17 protein-coding genes are annotated in these 16,493 nt (G+C 73.2%); 12 read left to right on the top strand and 5 right to left on the bottom strand.

Annotation, left to right across the window (positions count from 1 at the left end):
• From ACFXJ8_RS00800 to ACFXJ8_RS00750, 11 genes are all read left to right on the top strand, one after another.
• Positions 1-735, top strand: coding sequence for a hypothetical protein (locus ACFXJ8_RS00800; RefSeq protein ID WP_379641700.1), 735 nt, complete (start codon positions 1-3; stop codon positions 733-735).
• On the top strand, positions 732-2,030 hold the full coding sequence (locus ACFXJ8_RS00795; RefSeq protein WP_379641699.1) for a CpaF family protein: 1,299 nt from the start codon (positions 732-734) through the stop codon (positions 2,028-2,030). Before ACFXJ8_RS00800 ends, ACFXJ8_RS00795 begins: the two co-directional genes overlap by 4 nt.
• Positions 2,030-2,887 carry a type II secretion system F family protein gene (locus ACFXJ8_RS00790; RefSeq protein WP_379641698.1) on the top strand — a complete coding sequence of 286 codons (858 nt, stop codon included), beginning with the start codon at positions 2,030-2,032 and terminating at the stop codon, positions 2,885-2,887. The genes ACFXJ8_RS00795 and ACFXJ8_RS00790 overlap by 1 nt, the downstream gene beginning before the upstream one ends.
• Complete coding sequence (locus tag ACFXJ8_RS00785) at positions 2,880-3,800, top strand: type II secretion system F family protein (RefSeq protein WP_379641697.1); 921 nt, start codon at positions 2,880-2,882, stop codon at positions 3,798-3,800. The genes ACFXJ8_RS00790 and ACFXJ8_RS00785 overlap by 8 nt, the downstream gene beginning before the upstream one ends.
• Positions 3,800-4,033 carry a hypothetical protein gene (locus tag ACFXJ8_RS00780; RefSeq protein ID WP_379641696.1) on the top strand — a complete coding sequence of 78 codons (234 nt, stop codon included), beginning with the start codon at positions 3,800-3,802 and terminating at the stop codon, positions 4,031-4,033. Before ACFXJ8_RS00785 ends, ACFXJ8_RS00780 begins: the two co-directional genes overlap by 1 nt.
• Positions 4,030-4,452, top strand: a complete 423-nt coding sequence (locus ACFXJ8_RS00775; protein WP_379641695.1) for a TadE/TadG family type IV pilus assembly protein — start codon at positions 4,030-4,032, stop codon at positions 4,450-4,452. The genes ACFXJ8_RS00780 and ACFXJ8_RS00775 overlap by 4 nt, the downstream gene beginning before the upstream one ends.
• Positions 4,449-4,838 (top strand): TadE/TadG family type IV pilus assembly protein, encoded by a 390-nt coding sequence (locus tag ACFXJ8_RS00770; RefSeq protein ID WP_379641694.1) that lies wholly within the window; start codon positions 4,449-4,451, stop codon positions 4,836-4,838. The genes ACFXJ8_RS00775 and ACFXJ8_RS00770 overlap by 4 nt, the downstream gene beginning before the upstream one ends.
• A complete protein-coding gene (locus ACFXJ8_RS00765; protein WP_379641693.1) occupies positions 4,835-5,254 on the top strand; it encodes a pilus assembly protein TadG-related protein in 420 nt (139 codons plus the stop codon). Before ACFXJ8_RS00770 ends, ACFXJ8_RS00765 begins: the two co-directional genes overlap by 4 nt.
• 224 nt (positions 5,255-5,478) lie before the next feature.
• Entirely contained in the window at positions 5,479-8,349 is a 2,871-nt protein-coding gene (locus ACFXJ8_RS00760; protein WP_379641692.1) for a BTAD domain-containing putative transcriptional regulator, read from the top strand.
• Complete coding sequence (locus ACFXJ8_RS00755; protein WP_379641691.1) at positions 8,346-8,963, top strand: hypothetical protein; 618 nt, start codon at positions 8,346-8,348, stop codon at positions 8,961-8,963. Before ACFXJ8_RS00760 ends, ACFXJ8_RS00755 begins: the two co-directional genes overlap by 4 nt.
• Positions 8,960-9,880, top strand: coding sequence for a hypothetical protein (locus tag ACFXJ8_RS00750; protein ID WP_379641690.1), 921 nt, complete (start codon positions 8,960-8,962; stop codon positions 9,878-9,880). The genes ACFXJ8_RS00755 and ACFXJ8_RS00750 overlap by 4 nt, the downstream gene beginning before the upstream one ends.
• Here ACFXJ8_RS00750 and ACFXJ8_RS00745 read toward each other — a convergent pair.
• Genes ACFXJ8_RS00745 through ACFXJ8_RS00730 form a run of 4 tightly spaced genes read right to left on the bottom strand, consistent with a single transcriptional unit; the run spans position 9,867 to position 13,591 of the window.
• Positions 9,867-10,487 (bottom strand): AAA family ATPase, encoded by a 621-nt coding sequence (locus tag ACFXJ8_RS00745; protein WP_379641689.1) that lies wholly within the window; start codon positions 10,485-10,487, stop codon positions 9,867-9,869. The two genes, ACFXJ8_RS00750 and ACFXJ8_RS00745, sit on opposite strands and share 14 nt — an antisense overlap.
• Before the next feature lie 20 nt (positions 10,488-10,507).
• Entirely contained in the window at positions 10,508-11,008 is a 501-nt protein-coding gene (locus ACFXJ8_RS00740) for a methylated-DNA--[protein]-cysteine S-methyltransferase (RefSeq protein WP_379641688.1), read from the bottom strand.
• A complete protein-coding gene (locus tag ACFXJ8_RS00735; protein WP_379641687.1) occupies positions 11,005-12,372 on the bottom strand; it encodes an AlkA N-terminal domain-containing protein in 1,368 nt (455 codons plus the stop codon). The genes ACFXJ8_RS00740 and ACFXJ8_RS00735 overlap by 4 nt, the downstream gene beginning before the upstream one ends.
• A gap of 10 nt (positions 12,373-12,382) precedes the next feature.
• Positions 12,383-13,591 (bottom strand): MFS transporter, encoded by a 1,209-nt coding sequence (locus ACFXJ8_RS00730; RefSeq protein ID WP_379641686.1) that lies wholly within the window; start codon positions 13,589-13,591, stop codon positions 12,383-12,385.
• Positions 13,592-13,734: 143 nt separating this feature from the next.
• Between ACFXJ8_RS00730 and ACFXJ8_RS00725 the strand changes: the two genes are divergently transcribed.
• Entirely contained in the window at positions 13,735-14,604 is an 870-nt protein-coding gene (locus ACFXJ8_RS00725) for a DUF5937 family protein (protein ID WP_379641685.1), read from the top strand.
• 348 nt (positions 14,605-14,952) lie between these two features.
• On the opposite strand, the gene ACFXJ8_RS00720 is transcribed toward ACFXJ8_RS00725, so the two are convergent.
• Complete coding sequence (locus ACFXJ8_RS00720) at positions 14,953-16,491, bottom strand: MFS transporter (protein WP_379641684.1); 1,539 nt, start codon at positions 16,489-16,491, stop codon at positions 14,953-14,955.
• Positions 16,492-16,493: the final 2 nt, after the last annotated feature.

The raw sequence follows: 16,493 nt of genomic DNA, 5'->3' as shown, positions 1-16,493 counted from the left end.
GTGGCGCTGATCGTGCTGGCCGCCGACAAGGGCGCGCCGGGTGTCACCACCGCGGCGACCGCGCTCGGCGCCGTCTGGCCCCGCGCCGTCCTGCTGGCCGAATGCGATCCCGCGGGCGGCGACCTCGCCTACCGGCTGCCCGCCGCCGACGGCGGGATGCTCAACCCGGGCAGGGGCCTGCTCACGCTCGGAGCCACCGCCAGGCGCGGCCTCGAACCGGGCCAGCTCCACGAGCACACCCAGAAGATCATCGGCGGGCTCGACGTCCTGGCGGGCCTGACCCACGGCGAGCAGGCGGCGGGGCTCACCTGGATGTGGGGGCCGCTCGGCCGCGCGCTGTCCGGGCTGCCGCATGCCGACGTGCTGGCCGACTGCGGCAGGCTCGGCGCACATCCGCAGGTGAGCGAGCTGATCGCGGAGGCCGAGCTGCTCGTGCTGTTCACCAGGGCCAGCCTCGACCACGTCGCCCACCTGCGCGAACGCCTCTCGATCCTGCCTCGGGAGCCGCGGGTCGGGGTGGTCGTGATCGCCGATCCGCGCGCCTACCGCGCCTCCGTCGACGAGGTCCGCAGGATCGTGGGCGACCGGGCGGCGTTCGTGGCGGGGCTCGCGCACGACCCCAAGGGCGCCGAGCTGCTGCGCGGCCAATGGGGCGGGCGGCTCGACCGCTCCCTGCTCATCCGTACGGCCCGCGAGCTCGCCGGACGCCTGTCGGCCCAGGTGAGGGTGCCATGACACTCGACCACTCGCTGGTGAAGCGCTTCCGGCAGGACGTCGGCGACCGCCTGGCCCACCAGCGCCGCCTCGACCAGGCCAACGGCATGCCCGCGATGACCGGCGAGGACGAGCGGCAGTTCGCCAGGGCGTTGATCTCCCAGGTGCTGGAGGAGTTCGCGCGCGGCGAGATCGGCTCCGGCCGTACTCCTCCGACGCTGGAAGAGGAGGAGGCGCTCGCGGCCGGGATCCACGCCGCGCTGTTCGGGGTCGGCCGCCTCCAGCCGCTGCTCGACGACGCCGACGTCGAGAACATCGACATCAACGGCTGCGACCGCGTCTTCGTGGGCTACGCCGACGGGCAGGAGCTCGCCCACGAGCCCGTCGCCGAGTCCGACGAGGAGCTGATCGAGCTGATCCAGATCCTGGCCGCCTACTCGGGCCTGTCCAGCAGGCCGTTCGACACCGCCAACCCGCAGCTCGACCTGCGCCTGCCCGACGGCTCCCGGCTGTCGGCCGTCATGGACGTGACGGTCAGGCCCGCCGTGTCGATCCGCCGCGCCAGGCTCGGCAAGGTCTTCCTGTCCGACCTGGTGGGCAACGGCACTGCCAGCCCGAACCTGGCCCGCTTCCTGACCGCCGCCGTCGTCGCCCGCAAGAACATCATGATCGCCGGGTCGACCAACGCGGGCAAGACGACGCTGCTGCGGGCGCTGGCCAACGAGATCCCCGCCGACGAGCGCCTGATCACCGTCGAACGGGCGCTGGAGCTCGGCCTCGACCAGTTCCCCGAGCTGCACCCGAACGTCGTCGCCTTCGAGCAGCGCCTGCCCAACTCCGAGGGCCGGGGCGAGATCACCATGGCCGAGCTGGTGCGCAGGTCGCTGCGGATGAACCCGTCCCGCGTGATCGTCGGCGAGGTCCTCGGCGACGAGATCGTCACCATGCTCAACGCCATGACGCAGGGCAACGACGGCTCCCTGTCGACCATCCATGCCAACTCCAGCATGGAGGTCTTCAACCGCATCGCCACCTACGCGCTGCAGGCCGCCGAGCGGCTGCCGGTCGATGCCACCCACATGCTCATCGCCGGTGCCATCGACTTCGTCGTCTTCGTCGAGAAGCGCAACGACTACGCCTCGGGCGGCACGCTGCGGCGCTTCGTCTCCAGCGTCAGGGAGGTGAACGGCGTCGACGGGCGCGTCCTGTCCAGCGAGATCTTCGCGCCGGGGCCCGACGGCTGCGCCGTACCGCACGCGCCCGTCTCCTGCCTCGACGAGCTCACCCCGCACGGCTACCTCCCTGGAGCCTGGTGATGACCGGCCTCGACCCGCTGGCCCTGCTGACGGGCGCCGCCGTCGGCGGCGGCCTCTTCCTGCTCTTCCTTTCCTGGTACGGCATGCGCCCCCGCCCCGCCGCCGCGCCTCGCCGCCTGCTGCGCACCCTGTCCACGCGCACGGCGGTGGCGGCGATCCTGTCCACGCTGATCCTCGTCGTGACCCAGTGGCCGGTGATGGCGGTCGGGGCCGCGCTGCTCGTCTTCGCCTGGCGCGGGCTGTCAGGCGGGGCGGCCGCCGAACGGGCGGCCATGGCGCGGCTCGAAGCGCTCGCCGCGTGGACCGAGTCGTTGCGCGACACGATCGCCGGTGCGGCGGGCCTGGAGCAGGCCATCCCCTCGTCGATCCGCGCCGCCGCGCCGACGCTGCGCCCGCACCTGCGGGCCATGGTCGACCGGCTCCACACGAGGATGGCGCTGCCCGACGCGCTGCGGCTGTTCGCCGACGAGCTCGCCGACCCGTCCGCGGACCTGGTCGTCGCGGCCCTCATCCTCAACGCCAAGCTGCGCGGGCCTGGGCTGCGCGACGTGCTGGGCGCGCTGGCGGTCTCGGCCAGGGAAGAGCTGGACATGCGCCGCCGCGTCGAGGCGGAGCGCCGCTCCACCCGCAGATCGGTGCAGATCGTCGTGCTCACCGCGCTCGGCTTCGCGGCGGCGCTGGTGGTCTTCAACCCGTCCTACGTGGCCGAGTACCGGCCGTGGCTGGGCCAGGCCGTCCTGGTGGTGGTGGCCGGGCTGTTCGGGGCCGGGTTCGCCTGGATGCGGCGGCTGGCCCGCTTCGACCAGCCGACCCGCCTACTCGCGCCCGACCCGCCCGCGGGAGGTGCCCATGGTTGAGAGCGTGCTGGCGGGAGCGCTCCTGGGGCTCGGGGTCTTCCTCCTGACGCGGGCGCTCTTCCCCGCCAGGCCCGGGCTCGTCGCCCGGCTCATGGCGCTCGACGCCGCCAGGCAGGACACCGACGCCCCCCGCCTCCAGCTGGTCCTGCCGGACGAGGAGGTCGGCGCGCTCAGACGCGGTCTCGGGGTACGGCTGGCCAGGCTCTACGCCGCCAGAGGCTGGCAGGCCCGCTCGATCAGGGCCGACCTCGCGCTGGCCGGACGCTCGTTCGAGGGGTTCCTGGCCACCAAGGCGCTGCTGGCCGCCTCGGGGCTGCTCGCCTTCCCCGTGTTCGCCGGCTGGCTGGTCCTGATGGAGTGGGGCGTCTCGCTGACCATCCCGTTCTGGGCGGCGCTGGCCGTGTCACTGGTGTTCTTCCTGCTGCCCGACCTGCAGATCAGGCGCGACGCGGCGGCCAAGCGGCGCGACTTCCGGCACGTCGTCGGCGCCTTCCTCGACCTGGTCGCGATGAACCTGGCAGGCGGGCGCGGCGTGCCAGAGGCGCTCATGATGGCCGTCTCGGTCAGCGGCGACGCCCCGAACTGGGCCATGTCCCGCATCAGGGAGGCGCTGAGCGGGGCGAGGATCGTCGGCATCACCCCGTGGCAGGCGCTCGGCCAGCTCGGCGAGGAGATCGACGTCGACGAGCTGCGCGACCTGTCGGCGGCGCTCGGGCTCGTGGCCGACGACGGCGCGAAGGTGCGCGCCTCGCTGACCGCCCGCGCCGCGACCCTGCGCCGCCGCGAACTGGCCGAGATCGAGGGTCGGGCGGGGGAGCGGTCGCAGTCGATGCTCGTCGCCCAGCTCCTGCTGTGCGCCGGGTTCGTGATCTTTCTCAGTTTTCCCGCCGCTATGAAGATGTTGGGGTCCTGATGAACCATCCGTGGATCGTGTACCTGACGGCGTACCTCGGAGTCCGCCTCCACCGCGCCCGCACCGCCCCGTCGCGCGGGGCCTCCGCCGTCGAGTGGGTGATCATCACCGCGATCATCGCGGGGGTGGCACTCGGGCTCGCGACGCTCATCAAGACGCTGGTCGAGCAGAAGCAGACAGACCTCCAGAACAGCTTCGGCGGAGGCGGCGGCTCCGGCGGCGGGAACGAGTGAACCCGGCCCGGCAGCGCGGGGCGACGGTCGTCGAGCTGGCGCTCATCATGCCGGTCGTCCTGGCCGTGGTCCTGCTCATCGTGCAGGTCGCGCTGTGGTTCCACGGGCGGCAGGTGGCCGACGCGGCGGCCAGGGAAGGGGCGAGGGTCGCCAGGTCGGCCCCGTTCGACTCGGCGAACTGGCAGGACGAGGCCGTCTCCAGGGCCGAGGACGTCGCCCGCGCCATCGGCCCCCGCATCCTCGGCGGCGCGGTCGCGTCAGCCGTATCCAGGGGAAGCGACGAGCGCTGGGTGACGGTGACGGGCAGCGCCGTACAGGTGATCCCGCTGCTGCCCGACCTGACGTTCATGATCACGGCGACGTCGGGAGGGCCGGTGGAGTGCTTCCGCCCCGACAACGGAGGCGACGACTGTCAATGAACGCCGACCGAGGCTCGATGGCCGTCGAGACCGTGATGCTGGCCCCGGTCTTCCTGCTCTTCCTGCTGTTCCTGGCGGGGGCTGGGCGGCTGGTCGAGGCCCAGGGCGAGGTGAACGGCGCGGCCATGGACGCGGCGCGGGCCGCCTCCGTGCAGCGCACGCTCGACGCCGCGCAGGCCGCCGCCGGGGACGGCGCGCGGTCGGCGCTGGACGGGCAGTGCGCCGCGCCGCGGGTCTCGCTGTCGGGCACCAGGTGGGAGGAGGGCGGCCAGGTCAGGGCGGCGGTCACCTGCGAGCTCGACCTGGGGTTCCTGGGCTTCGGCGCGACCAGGCTGATGACGGGCACCGCGGTCGTCCCGCTGGAGCAGTTCAGGAGGGTCGATTGACCGAGCGCGGGTCGATGTCGGTGTTCACCGTGCTGTTCTCGGTGGTGGTGTTCCTGCTGGCCGGGCTGCTCGTGGACGGCGGCGCGGCGATCAACGCCAGGCTGCGGGCGGCCGACGTCGCCGAGCAGGCGGCCAGGGCGGGCGCGGACCGGATCGACGTGGAACACCTGCGCCAGACCGGGCTGGCCCGCCTGCTCGGTCAGGACGAGGTGTGCGCGCGGGCCACGGAGGTGATCGACGCCTACTCCTCCGGCTCCTCTGATGACGTACGGCCCGCCGACTGCCGGGTCGCCGACGCGCAGACGCAGGTGACGGTCTCGGTCCGGGTGCGCTGGACGGCGTACTTCCTCGGCGCGCTCGGATTCCCCGGCGCGGAGATGGAGGGGCAGGCCACCGCCGCGCCCGACGCCCGCTGAGCCGGGCGGAATCCAGACCGAATCACGTCACTCGCTGGCTCGGCCTGCGGCGGGTGACGACGCTTGAGGTGAAGGAGGGAGAGGCCATGCCGACGCGAGAACCCGCGCGCGCGGACGGTCCCGCACACCCCGCAGGCGGTACGGCCCGCCGCACTGGTGGACCGGCGAAGCAACCCGCTGGGCGGGCTCCGGGTGGGCCCGGGGGTCGGGCGCGGCCTGGTCCTGTGCGGATTGCCCCGCAGCGGACCGCCGGTGACATCCTCGCCGGGCTCGGCGCGCTCGTGGTGCTGGTCGCGCTCGTGGGCGGCGTGCCGTACGCGCTGCTCACGCTGGCCGGGCCACCGATCTCGGCCGAGCTTCTCGACCTGGACCTCGTCACCAGCCGGGTCGGCGCGAGCACCGTGGTCGCGCTGCTGGTGCTGCTGGTGTGGCTGGCCTGGCTCCAGCTGTTCGTGTGCGTGGTCGTCGAGGTCTACGGCGGGATCCGCCGGGTGGGGATGCCCGCCCGCGTGCCGCTGTCGGGGGCGACGCAGGCGCTGGCCAACCGGCTGGTGTCGGCGGTGTTGCTGCTGTTCACGGCGGGGGCGGTGGCCGTGCCGATCGCGGGGATGAGCGCGCCGCCCGCGCGGCCCGCGATGACGGCGGTGGCGTACGCGGCGCCGGTGTTCGAGGAGGAGGCGACCACCTACAAGGCCAGGAAGGTCTACACCGTGCAGCCTCCGCACGGCAGGCACCACGAGAGCCTGTGGGAGATCGCGGAGAAGTGCCTGGGCGATGGGCGGAGATATCCGGAGATCTTCCGGCTGAACCAGCACAAGGAGCAGCCCGACGGGTCCCGGCTGCGGATGGCCGACCTGATCAGACCGGGATGGGTGCTGGACATGCCGGACGACGCGGTCAACGTGCACATCGTGCCCGCGGGTCAGTCGAGGGAGAAAATCCTCAAAGAGCACCCAGGGCCGCCGCAGGCGTCGGAGCAGGCGAGCGAGAGGGAGACGGCCAAACCCACCGAGGAGGCCACACGAGGGCAGGAGGCGAAGCGCGCCGAGCAGGCCAAGCGGGCGGAGGAAGCCAAGCGGGCTGAGGAGAAGGCCGAGCGGGCGGAGGAAGCCAAGCGGGCTGAGGAGAAGGCCGAGCGGGCCGAGGAGGCGCAGCGGGCCGAGGAGACGAAGCGGGTCGAGGAGGCCAAGCGCGCCGAAGAGACCGAGCGGGCCGAGGCCGCCGAACAGGCCGAGAGCGCCCGGCAGGCCGAGGCAACCAAGCAGATCGAGAGCGCCGAGCAGCGCGAGGGCGGCGGGCAGGTCGAGGAGAACCCGGGGCTCGATCTTGTCGACTATCTCGCGGGCGCCTCCCTGGCCGCCGCGGGCCTGCTCGTCGCTCTCGGCGGCAGGCGGCGGCGTCAGCTCTGGCGGCGCGCCTTCGGCCACCGGATCGCCCGCCCCCGCGACGACGCCGCCAAGGCCGAGGTCGCGCTCAGGCTCGGCGCCGACGCCCCCGGCGCCCGCATGCTCGACATCGGCCTGCGCGTGCTGGGCGCCGAGCTGGCCGCCCAGCAGCGCGTCCCTCCCACCGTCTACGCCGCCCACCTGTCGGCCAGGACCCTCGACCTGTGGATCCATCCGCCCAGCCCCGACGCCCCCGCGCCGTGGCAGGCGCAGGACGGCGGGCAGGTCTGGCGGCTGGCCGCCCACGAGGGCAGGCTGCTGGAGGAGCAGGCGGGCGGCGCGCCGTACCCGGGGCTGGTCTCGCTGGGCACGGACGGCGGCGGCCGCGTCCTCGTCGACCTGGAGGCCGCCCACGGCCTGATCAACATCCGCGGCCCGCACACCACCGCCGCGCTCGCCGCCCTGGCGGTCGAGCTGGCCACCAACAGGTGGTCGGACGAGATGCGGATCACGCTGGTCGGGTTCGGCGAGGAGCTGACCGCGATCGCGCCGGGCCGGGTCAGGTCGGTGGGCAGCCTGTCGGAGGCGCTGCCCGAGCTGGAGAGGCTCGCCGCGCCCCGCCAGGAGGTGCTGACCGGGCGGGTCAACGGCCGCTCCCACCTGGCCCACTACCTGCTCAGCGCCGTCGCGCCCACCCAGGAGGAGGCCCGCCGCCTGGCGCTGCTGGCCAGGAGGGACACGGCGGGGTTCGTCGTCGCAGGGGAGGTGCCGCACGCCACCTGGACCCTGGAGGTCACCGAGGACGGTCGCGCGCGCGTCCCCGAGCTGGGCTTCGAGGTGACCGCGCAACTGCTGCCACGCCGCCACTACCAGGCGCTGCTTGACCTGTTCGAGACGGCGGAACGCCACGAGGGCGAGGCCATGCCCGACCCCGAACCGCTGGAGGAGCTCCACCCGCCCGCCGTCGAGATCAGACTGCTCGGCCCGATCGAGGTCAGCGGCCCCGAGGCGATGGAGGAGGGGCGGATGGAGCTGGCCACCGAACTGCTGGTCTACCTGGCCACGCATCCGGGCGGCGTCCATCCGGTCGTGCTCGGCGGCGTGCTGTGGCCGCGCGGCGTGCAGGCGCTGGTGCGCGACGCGACGATCGCGCGGGCGGCGCGCTGGCTCGGCGAGGAGCATCTGCGCACCGACGAGGCGGGACGGCTCAGGCTCGGCCCGGGGGTGCGGACCGACTGGGTGCTCTTCCGCGAGCTGGTCAGGCGTTCGCACGATGACCCGGCCGCGCGGGCTGTCCTGTTGGAGAGGGCGCTCGGCCTGGTCAGGGGGCCGCTGCTGGCGGGCAGGCCGGGCGGCAGGTACGCGTGGCTGGCCGCCGACGAGCTGGAGTACGACGTGGCGGCGGCCGTCGCCGACGCCGCCCACCGGTTGTGCGAGATCAGGCTGGCCCACGGCGAGGCGGACGCGGCGGTGTCGGCGGTCCGCGCGGGCCTGCTGCTGGCCACCGACGACGAGGGTCTGTGGCGTGACCTGCTGCGCGCCACCCACGCCACCGGCGACCAGGTACGGCTGCGCGCCGTCGTCGAGGGCCTGACCCGCAGGTCGGCCTCGCATCCGTACGGCGGCGGCATGGCCCCAGAGACCGAGGCGCTCATCGACGACCTGCTGCCGTCCTGGCGGATCCACGTGGTCAGGGAGTCCTCCGCATGATTCATACAAAAAGGACGCGAGGGCTGATCGCGGCGCTGGCCGTCGCCCTGCTCGGCGCCGGTTGCGCGAGCACCGCCGCCGACCGGCCCTTCACGCCGCGCCAGGCCGCCGCGCCCGCGTCCGCGACGTCAGGCACCACGCGCCCGCCCTCGACCGAGACGATCCTCGTCGGGCCGAGGACGAAGGTGCTCGTCGAACGGCCCGCCACCACCGATGCGCGGCAGGCCGCGCTGCTCAGGGCGTTCACCGACATCTACGCGGGCATGTGGAAGGCCGTCGTCACCGGCGACGACTCCTATCTCGCCATGTCGGTCGACCCGGGGGGCCGCGAGGCCGTCGACTGGGTGCTGGGCTTCAAGGGTCTCTCGGTGCGCGGCACCGCGCGGATCTACGCGATGAACGTCACCGCCGTCATGGACGGGGGCGCCGAGGTGGGCGCCTGCGTGGACGAGACGCGCATGCGGGTGCTGAAGAGCAGGGGCGGCACCGCCGTACCCACCCAACCGGCGTGGACGCGCGCCGCCTACCTGCAGGCCATGGTCCTCGCCGAGGGCGAGGACGGCGTCTGGCGGGTCAAGGACTTCAGACACGGCAAGGAAGGGTGTGCCCGATGAACCGCCTCCTCTCGGCCGCGGTCACCGGCCTGCTGCTGCTCGACCCCGGCGGCCCGCGCGGCGACGGCTTCCAGGACGGCCGTACGGCGGGCGTCCGCCTCGAGAACTCCAAGATCGTGATCACCGGCAACGGCGTGAAGGGCGGCAGAGGCGACGGCTACCAGCTCAACCGCCCCTGCTGGTACGAGCCGGGACCGGACGCCACGGAGATGCTCAGGACCCAGGAGGACGTCAGGGACTACTGGTTCAGGATGCACCCGGACGGCACGGAGGAGCAGTTCCAGGCCTTCCTCAAGCAGTTCAAGGACCGGATCGGCAAGCCGGGCCGCTGGTGGGTCCCCGCCTACAACGAGGCGGACCCGCGGGGCAGGGCCTGCTGGGGCGGGCTCGACCAGTTCGTGTGGGTGCCGCCGGGCACCACGCCGCCCGCGGGCATCACGCTGGCCGAGCTGGTGGAGATCGCCAGGGCCGCGCTGACCGTGCCAGAGCCGCAGGTGCGGCTGAACCCCGACGCGAAGAGCTACGTCAACCTGCCCACCTGGGTGTGGCTCGGCGGCGTCGGCGAGGCGAGGCGCTCGGTCACCGCGTCCATCCCGGGCGTCATGAGCGCGACCGTCACCGCCTCGCTCCAGGACATCAAGATCGACGCGGGCACGTCGCCGGACCGAGCGGAAGTGCGTGAGGACTGCGGGACGTCGGGCCGGCCGTACCAGAAGGGCGGGCAGTTCACCTGCGGGGTCAGGTACCTGCGGGCGAGCGTCGACCAGCCGCGCGAGGTGTACGTGCTGACGGTCACCACCGTCTGGCCGGTAGAGGTGGAGGACGATGTGGTGCCGTTCGCCTACGACCCCGTCGAGGTGGGCGCCACCCGTGACGTGCCGGTCGGCGAGGTGCAGAGCACGGTCAGGCGTCGCTGACCAGGTCGGCCACCATCCCCCGATGGTCGCCGAAGTGGATGCGGACCAGCCGGTCGGCGCCCGCTCGGTCGAGCACGCGCGCGCCCGCCGCGGGGTTCGGGTCGCCCGCGCGCACCTGGCCGAGCAGCGCGTGCCAGTGGCGGCGGTGCCGGGTGAAGGTCGTGGCCGCCACCACCCTGCCCCTGGCGTGCTGCCCGGCGATGGCGACCTCCGGCGGCGCGTCGAGCAGCAGCAGGTGCAGCTCCGCGCGGTGGCGCCGGGCCAGCCACGCGAACGCCCGCAGCACCCGGGGCCCGCAGCCCCTGTTGTGCGCGATCACGGGGCCGCCCACGCGCAGGCCGCGCCTGATCCGCCACACGTGCGTGACGAACACCACGCCGGTGCGCACCGGCTTGGGCGCCCAGCGCAGCCTGCCGGTCCATCGGACGCGGGACTGCTGGGAGTCGATCACCGTCACGTGTCCGGCGGTGAAGGGGACGCGTTCGGTGCCGTCCATGCCGTACAGGCGGCGTAGGAGGGTCGTCTTGCCCGCGCCGGGAAGGCCGGTGACGATCACCAGTGAGTTGTCGGGATAGCGCAGGGTCTCGATCGCCCCTCGGACGGACATGCGCGCCAGCATACGTCCGCTCAGGCTCTGGCGGACTCGTGCTCCAGCAGCCACTGCTTGACCGGCACGCCGTAGTAGTAGCCGCCGAACCCGCCGGCGGTCGGCAGCACCCTGTGGCAGGGCACGAACGGCGCGATCAGGTTCTGCGCGCAGGCCGAGCCCGCCGCCCGCGCCGCGGTCCTCGGCATGCCTGCCCGTTCGGCCAGCTCCGCGTACGACACCGTGGTCCCGGCCTTGACCTCGCGCAGCGCCTGATGCAGCCGCTTGCGGGTGGGGGTGCCCGGCTGCTCGACGGGCACGGTGTCGAGCGCGTCGAGGTCGCCCGCCAGGTAGGCGCGCACCGCCTCGGCGGGGGCGCCGAGATCCTCCACGACGTCGAGGCCGAGTGCCTGCAGCGCGGGCGAGAGCCGTACGAACATCTCGGTGGGGTCGGCGGTGAATCCCGCGGCCACGATCACGCCGTCGCGGGCCAGCAGCGCGAGGGGGCCCGCGGGGGTGGGCAGCAGCTGCGCTTCGATCATGATGAGCTCCAGAGGTGAAGGGCGGCGTAGGCCCGCCAGGGCCGCCACCGCTCCAGGTGGTCGTGGGGGATGCCGAGCGCGGCCATGCGCTTGACCAGGACGAGGTCGCCGGTGGGCCACGCGTCGGGGTCGCGCAGCGCGCGCAGCGAGATGTATCCGGCGGTCCACGGGCCGATGCCGGGCACCGCGAGCAGGGCGGCGACCGCCTCGGCCGGGTCCTGACCGCCGTCGAGGTCGATGTCGCCCGCGGCGACACGGCCCGCCAGGTCGCGCAGCGTGGCCACGCGCCTGGTCGTCATGCCGAGCCCGGTCAGGTCCAGCTCCGCCAGCCGCGCCGCCGTGGGGAAGCCGCCCGCCCTGTCCACGATCCGGCCGAGCAGTGTCCGGGCGCCCGCGACCGAGATCTGCTGGCCGACGACGGCCCGTACGGCCAGCTCGAACCCGTCGAACGCGCCGGGCACCCGCAGCCCCGGCCTGGCGGCCACCAGCGGGGCCAGCGACGTCGAGCCGAGCGCCTCGCTGATCGCGGCGGGGTCGGCGTCGAGGTCGAGCAGCCTGCGGCAGCGCGCCACGACCCTGGCCAGGTGCCTGGTGTCGTCGAGGGAGGCCTCCAGCAGGACGTGTCCCTGGCCGGGCGTCAACGTGATCGAGCCGCCGCGCACCACCCGGTGGTAGGAGCCGTTCTCGACGCGTTCGAGGCCGGGGATCGCGCGCGCGGCCAGGAAGGCGAACAACCCGTCCACGTCGTACGGCTCCCGCCAGTTCAGCCTGAGCCTGAGCGCGGCGGGGACCCCGGGCCGGTGCGCGGTGGCCCGCATCTCCGACGGCGTGAAGCCGTAGGTCTCCTGCATGGTGGCGTTGAACTGGCGCACGCTGCCGAACCCCGACGCGAACGCCACCTCCGTCACCGGCAGCGCGGTCTCGGTCAGCAGTTGCTTGGCTAGCAGCAGCCGCTTGGTGCGGGCCACCGCCAGCGGCCCGACGCCCAGCTCGCCGACGAACAGCCGGTGCAGGTGCCGTTCGGTGATGTGCAGCCTGGTGGCCAGCCCCGCGACGCCGTGGTCGTCGGCCGCGCCGTCGTCGATCAGCCGCAGCGCCCGCCCGACCAGGTCGCCGCGCACGTCCCAGCCGGGGTCGCCGGGGGACAGCTCGGGGCGGCACCGCTTGCACGGCCTGAACCCCGCTGCCTCCGCCGAGGCGGCGTGCCGGTAGAAGCGCACGTTGCGCGAGGCGGGGGTGCGCGCCGGGCAGATCGGCCTGCAGTAGATGCCGGTGGTCTTCACCGCCGTGTAGAAGCGCCCGTCGAACCTGGCGTCGCGGGCGGACACCGCCCGGTAGCAGGCGTCGAAGTCCAACGTTTCCATGGCCACGACGCTATCTCCTGCTGGGTACCCCCAACTGGCGGATTTCGGACCTCACCGTGATCAGCGGCGCCCACGACATCGCCATCAGGATCGCGCCCGCCCACAGCGTCGCGCGCACCCCCCACAGCTCGCCGATGCCCGCCGCCAGCAGCCCGCCGACGCCCACCGCGCCCATCAGGATCACCTGCATGATCGAGGTCATCCGGCCGAGCATGTGGTCGGGCGTGAGCTGCTGCCTGAAGCTCACCAGCAGCACGTTGTTCACGCCCGTCCGCACGGACTGGACGAAGAAGCCAGCGGCCGACAGCCAGATCCAGACGCCCTGGTCCAGCAGCGGCACCAGCAGGGAGAACGGCGCGGTCAGCACCCCGAGCAGCCACACCGCGCGGCCCTGCCCGAGCCACCTGGCGACCAGGTGCGCGCCCGCCGACCCCACCAGCGACCCGGCACCGCTGGCGGCGAGGAACGCGCCGAACACCCACTCGGGCAGGGCCAGCTCCCGCACCAGCAGCACCGGCAGCAGCACCGTGGCCAGCGGGAACCCCAGGTTCACCATCGCGCCCTGCGCCGCGATCGACACCAGCACCCTGTTGCCGAACAGGAACTGCACCCCTTCGCGCAACTGCCGTCCAACCGGCTCCCGTACGGCAGGCGGCGGCTCCACCGCCCTGATCCCGCGCAGCCACAGCGCCGACCACACGTACGTCACCGCGTCGAGCAGCAGCACCAGCGGAGCGCCGAACACCTGGGTGAGCACCCCCGAGACGCTGCGGCCCGAGATGTACATCGCCGAGTTCGTCCCGACGAGCAGCGAGTTGGCCGAGGTCAGCCGGTCGCGCCCGACCAGCGCGGGGACCATGCTGTGCGAGGCCACGTCGAAGAAGAGGGTGCCGACGCCCGAGACGACCGCGACCAGGTAGAGCTGCTCCATCGTCAGCGCGTCCAGCCACCATGCCGCCGTGACGGAGGCCAGCGCCGCCGCGCGCACCGCGTCCATCGTCACCATGACGGGGCGCCGCCGTACCCTGTCGACCCACACCCCCGCGGGCAGGCCCATGACCAGCACGACCAGCGTCGACAGCGAGCTGAGCAGGCCGACCTCGCCCGGGCTCGCCTCGAGCGCGGTCACGGCCAGCAGGGGCAGTGCCACCTGGGAGAGCTGCGTGCCGAACTGGCTGCCGAACGCGGCCACGTACAGCCGCCGGAAGTCGCGATCCATGCCTGGCACGATGCCGGTCGCGATGGTCTAATGGCGATGAATTAAGGAGAGAGCTAATCGAACTCACCTTTACCGTCCAGGACATCGCCAACACACGCTTCGCGATCTCGCCGCTGTGGGAGGTCGTCGCCAGTGTCAGGGTGGTGAAGGAGGCCTCGGGGATCAACCGCCCGTGGGCCGAGCAGGTGCGCCGCCGCCTGGCGGACGTCGACTGGCGGCTGCTGTCCGACCTCGTGCCGGTGCCCACGATCTCCCTCGTCGCCTTCATCGCCCCGCCGCCCACCACGTCGCTGCCCGACCTGGAGCTGGAGCTGGCGGGCATGCTCTCGCGCGCCGCGGACGTGCGCGCCGAGCTCGACGCGTGGGGGGTCACACCCACCGCGCGGTTGCGGGGCCTCCACGACGACCCTTCCGGGGGGCTCGAACGGCTGGCCGAAGAGATCAGGGCGTACTGGCAGGCCGCGATCGAGCCGTACTGGCCGCGCATCCGCACGCTCCTGGAAGGCGACCTGCTCTACCGGGCTCGCATGCTGGCCGAGGGCGGGGTCCACGGGATGCTGGCCGACCTCGACGCGAACGTGAGCTGGCAGGGGGAGCGACTGCACCTGGCCCACCGCCTCTGCCAGGGCGTCAGGCCGCTCGACGGACGCGGGCTGCTGCTGGTGCCCTCCGTCTTCGTGTGGCCGCGGATCTTCTCGATCACGGTGCCGCCGTTCCAGCCGACGCTGCGCTATCCGCCACGGGGGATCGCGACGCTGTGGGAGAGCGAGCGGAGGGACCCGCCCGCGGCGTTGGCCGCGGTGCTGGGGGCGACCAGGGCCCGCCTGCTGGCCGAGCTCGACCAGCCCGCCTCGACCCGGGATCTGGCGGTGCGGGTGGGGCTGTCGGAGCCGGGAGCCAACCAGCACCTGACGGCGTTGCGGAAGGCGGGGCTGTGCAGCGCGCACCGCACGGGCCGCTACGTCCTCTACGCCCGCACGGCCGTCGCCGAGACCCTCCTGAACCCGGCATGACCGGTCATCCGTCCCCTCGAAGAACCCCAGCCGAAGTCGCATGGGGAGGTCGGTCGAGTAGGCGAGGTGGGACTTCGGCGGGGGTTTTTGGGGAGAGCCGGGAGGGGCGGAGGGATGGGCGGGAGGGGCGGAGGGATGGGGAGGTCGGCCGGGTGACTCTCACACGGCGCCGTCATCCGTCCCCCCGAAGAACCCAAACCGAAGTCGCACGGGGAGGTCGGCTGAGCGGGTGAGGTGGGACTCCGGCTGGGGTTCTTTGGGAGGGGGAGGTCGGCCGGGGTTCTTCCGGAGAAAGGCGGAATCCCGGCCGGGGTCCGGTGTGTCCTCCGATCCCGGCCGGGAAGCTCGTCAGGCGTTCGTCAGTGCCTCCTCCCTCTGCGGAGCCTCAGGGGCCGCAGGAGCGGGAGTCCCCGACGCGGGCACCCGCCGCAGCAGCGTCACGGCCAGCAGTGCCGCCACCGCCGCCAGCACCGCCGCCGCCACCGACGCAACGTTCAGCCCGTCGGTGAAGGCCGACCGTGCCGCCGCCACCACGACCTCCGCCTGCGCCGCGGGCAGCTTCTCGGCGAGCGCCAGCTCCCCCGCGAGCGTGTCCGCCGATCCGGCGGGCATCGCGCCCCGGTAGACGACGGTCCCGATGGTGCCGAGCAGGGCGATGCCGAGCGAGACACCCAGGTCACTGGCCGTGGTGTTCACCGCGGACGCGGCGCCCGCCTTCTCCTGCGGCGTCGAGGCGAGCACCAGGTTCGTGGTGAGCGCCATCGTCGGGGCGATGCCCGGGTAGAGGATGTAGAAGCCGGTCAGCAGCAGCGGCAGCCCCGACACGCTGCCCACCTGGGTCAGCACCACGTAACCCACCACCGACAGCGTCGTTCCCGCCGCCACCACGTACGCGGGCCGTACCCTGCGGGCCAGAGCGGGTGAGAACGTGGAGACCGCGACCAGCATGAGCGCGGCGGGCAGGATCCACAGCCCCGACTCCAGCGGCGACAGCCCGGCCACGAGCTGGAGGTACTGCGTGAACAGCAGGTAGACGCCGCCGAGCGCGATCGCCGAGAGAAGGAAGACGCCGAGCGCGCCGCTGAAGGTGCGGTTGGCGAACAGCCTCACGTCGAGCAGCGGGTGCTCCAGGCGCAGCTGACGGCGGACGAACAGCGTGCCGAGCACCAGGCCGGCGACGATCGCCCCCACGGCGACCACCGACAGGCCGCTCTTGGCCAGCTCCTTGACGCCGTAGACGATGGGCAGCAGTGTCGCCATCGACAGCAGCACGCTCAGCACGTCCACGCCGCCTGCCTGGGGCGCCCGGTACTCAGGCACCAGCACGGGCGCAGCGATCAACACCAGCGCCATGACGGGCACGCCCGCCAGCAGAGCCGCTCCCCACCAGAACGACTCCAGCAGCAGCCCGCCGACCAGCGGGCCGATCGCCACGCCGACCGAGATGGAGGCCGCCCACATGCCGATCGCGCTGGCTCGCTGACGGTCGTCGCGGAACATGTTGCTGATCAGCGACAGCGTGGACGGCATGACCGCCGCCGCGCCGATGCCCATCACCGCGCGGGCGGCGATCAACAGGTCGGCGTTGGACGCGAACGCCGCCCCCACCGAGGCGATTCCGAAGGCGGCGGCGCCGAACAGCAGCACCCTGCGCCGCCCGATCCGGTCGCCGACGGTGCCCATGGCCACCAGCAGTCCGGCCATCATGAACCCGTAGATGTCGTTGATCCACAGCAGTTGGGCGCCGCTCGGCTGGAGATCGGCCGCGATGTGCGGGGTGGCGAGGAACAGCACGGTCATCGCCAGGAACAACAGCACGGTGGGCAGGAGCAGGACGGCCAGGCCGAGCCACTCTCTGGCTCCCGCGCGGGGGGTGGCCACAGACATGA

The organism is Nonomuraea sp. NPDC059194, from assembly GCF_042754765.1.
Classification (GTDB): Bacteria; Actinomycetota; Actinomycetes; order Streptosporangiales; family Streptosporangiaceae; genus Nonomuraea.
The sequence above is the reverse complement of the archived record's forward strand: the minus strand, read 5'-3'. Positions and strand labels throughout refer to the sequence as shown.

What these genes read in the sequence shown, in the direction of transcription:
- ACFXJ8_RS00795 (WP_379641699.1), top strand. Translation starts at nt 732, where the DNA reads ATGACACTCGACCACTCGCTGGTGAAGCGCTTCCGGCAGGACGTCGGC.
- ACFXJ8_RS00790 (WP_379641698.1), top strand. Translation starts at nt 2,030, where the DNA reads ATGACCGGCCTCGACCCGCTGGCCCTGCTGACGGGCGCCGCCGTCGGC.
- ACFXJ8_RS00785 (WP_379641697.1), top strand. Translation starts at nt 2,880, where the DNA reads ATGGTTGAGAGCGTGCTGGCGGGAGCGCTCCTGGGGCTCGGGGTCTTC.
- ACFXJ8_RS00780 (WP_379641696.1), top strand. Translation starts at nt 3,800, where the DNA reads ATGAACCATCCGTGGATCGTGTACCTGACGGCGTACCTCGGAGTCCGC.
- ACFXJ8_RS00770 (WP_379641694.1), top strand. Translation starts at nt 4,449, where the DNA reads ATGAACGCCGACCGAGGCTCGATGGCCGTCGAGACCGTGATGCTGGCC.
- ACFXJ8_RS00755 (WP_379641691.1), top strand. Translation starts at nt 8,346, where the DNA reads ATGATTCATACAAAAAGGACGCGAGGGCTGATCGCGGCGCTGGCCGTC.
- ACFXJ8_RS00750 (WP_379641690.1), top strand. Translation starts at nt 8,960, where the DNA reads ATGAACCGCCTCCTCTCGGCCGCGGTCACCGGCCTGCTGCTGCTCGAC.
- ACFXJ8_RS00745 (WP_379641689.1), bottom strand. Translation starts at nt 10,487, where the DNA reads ATGTCCGTCCGAGGGGCGATCGAGACCCTGCGCTATCCCGACAACTCA.
- ACFXJ8_RS00740 (WP_379641688.1), bottom strand. Translation starts at nt 11,008, where the DNA reads ATGATCGAAGCGCAGCTGCTGCCCACCCCCGCGGGCCCCCTCGCGCTG.
- ACFXJ8_RS00735 (WP_379641687.1), bottom strand. Translation starts at nt 12,372, where the DNA reads ATGGAAACGTTGGACTTCGACGCCTGCTACCGGGCGGTGTCCGCCCGC.
- ACFXJ8_RS00730 (WP_379641686.1), bottom strand. Translation starts at nt 13,591, where the DNA reads ATGGATCGCGACTTCCGGCGGCTGTACGTGGCCGCGTTCGGCAGCCAG.
- ACFXJ8_RS00720 (WP_379641684.1), bottom strand. Translation starts at nt 16,491, where the DNA reads ATGTCTGTGGCCACCCCCCGCGCGGGAGCCAGAGAGTGGCTCGGCCTG.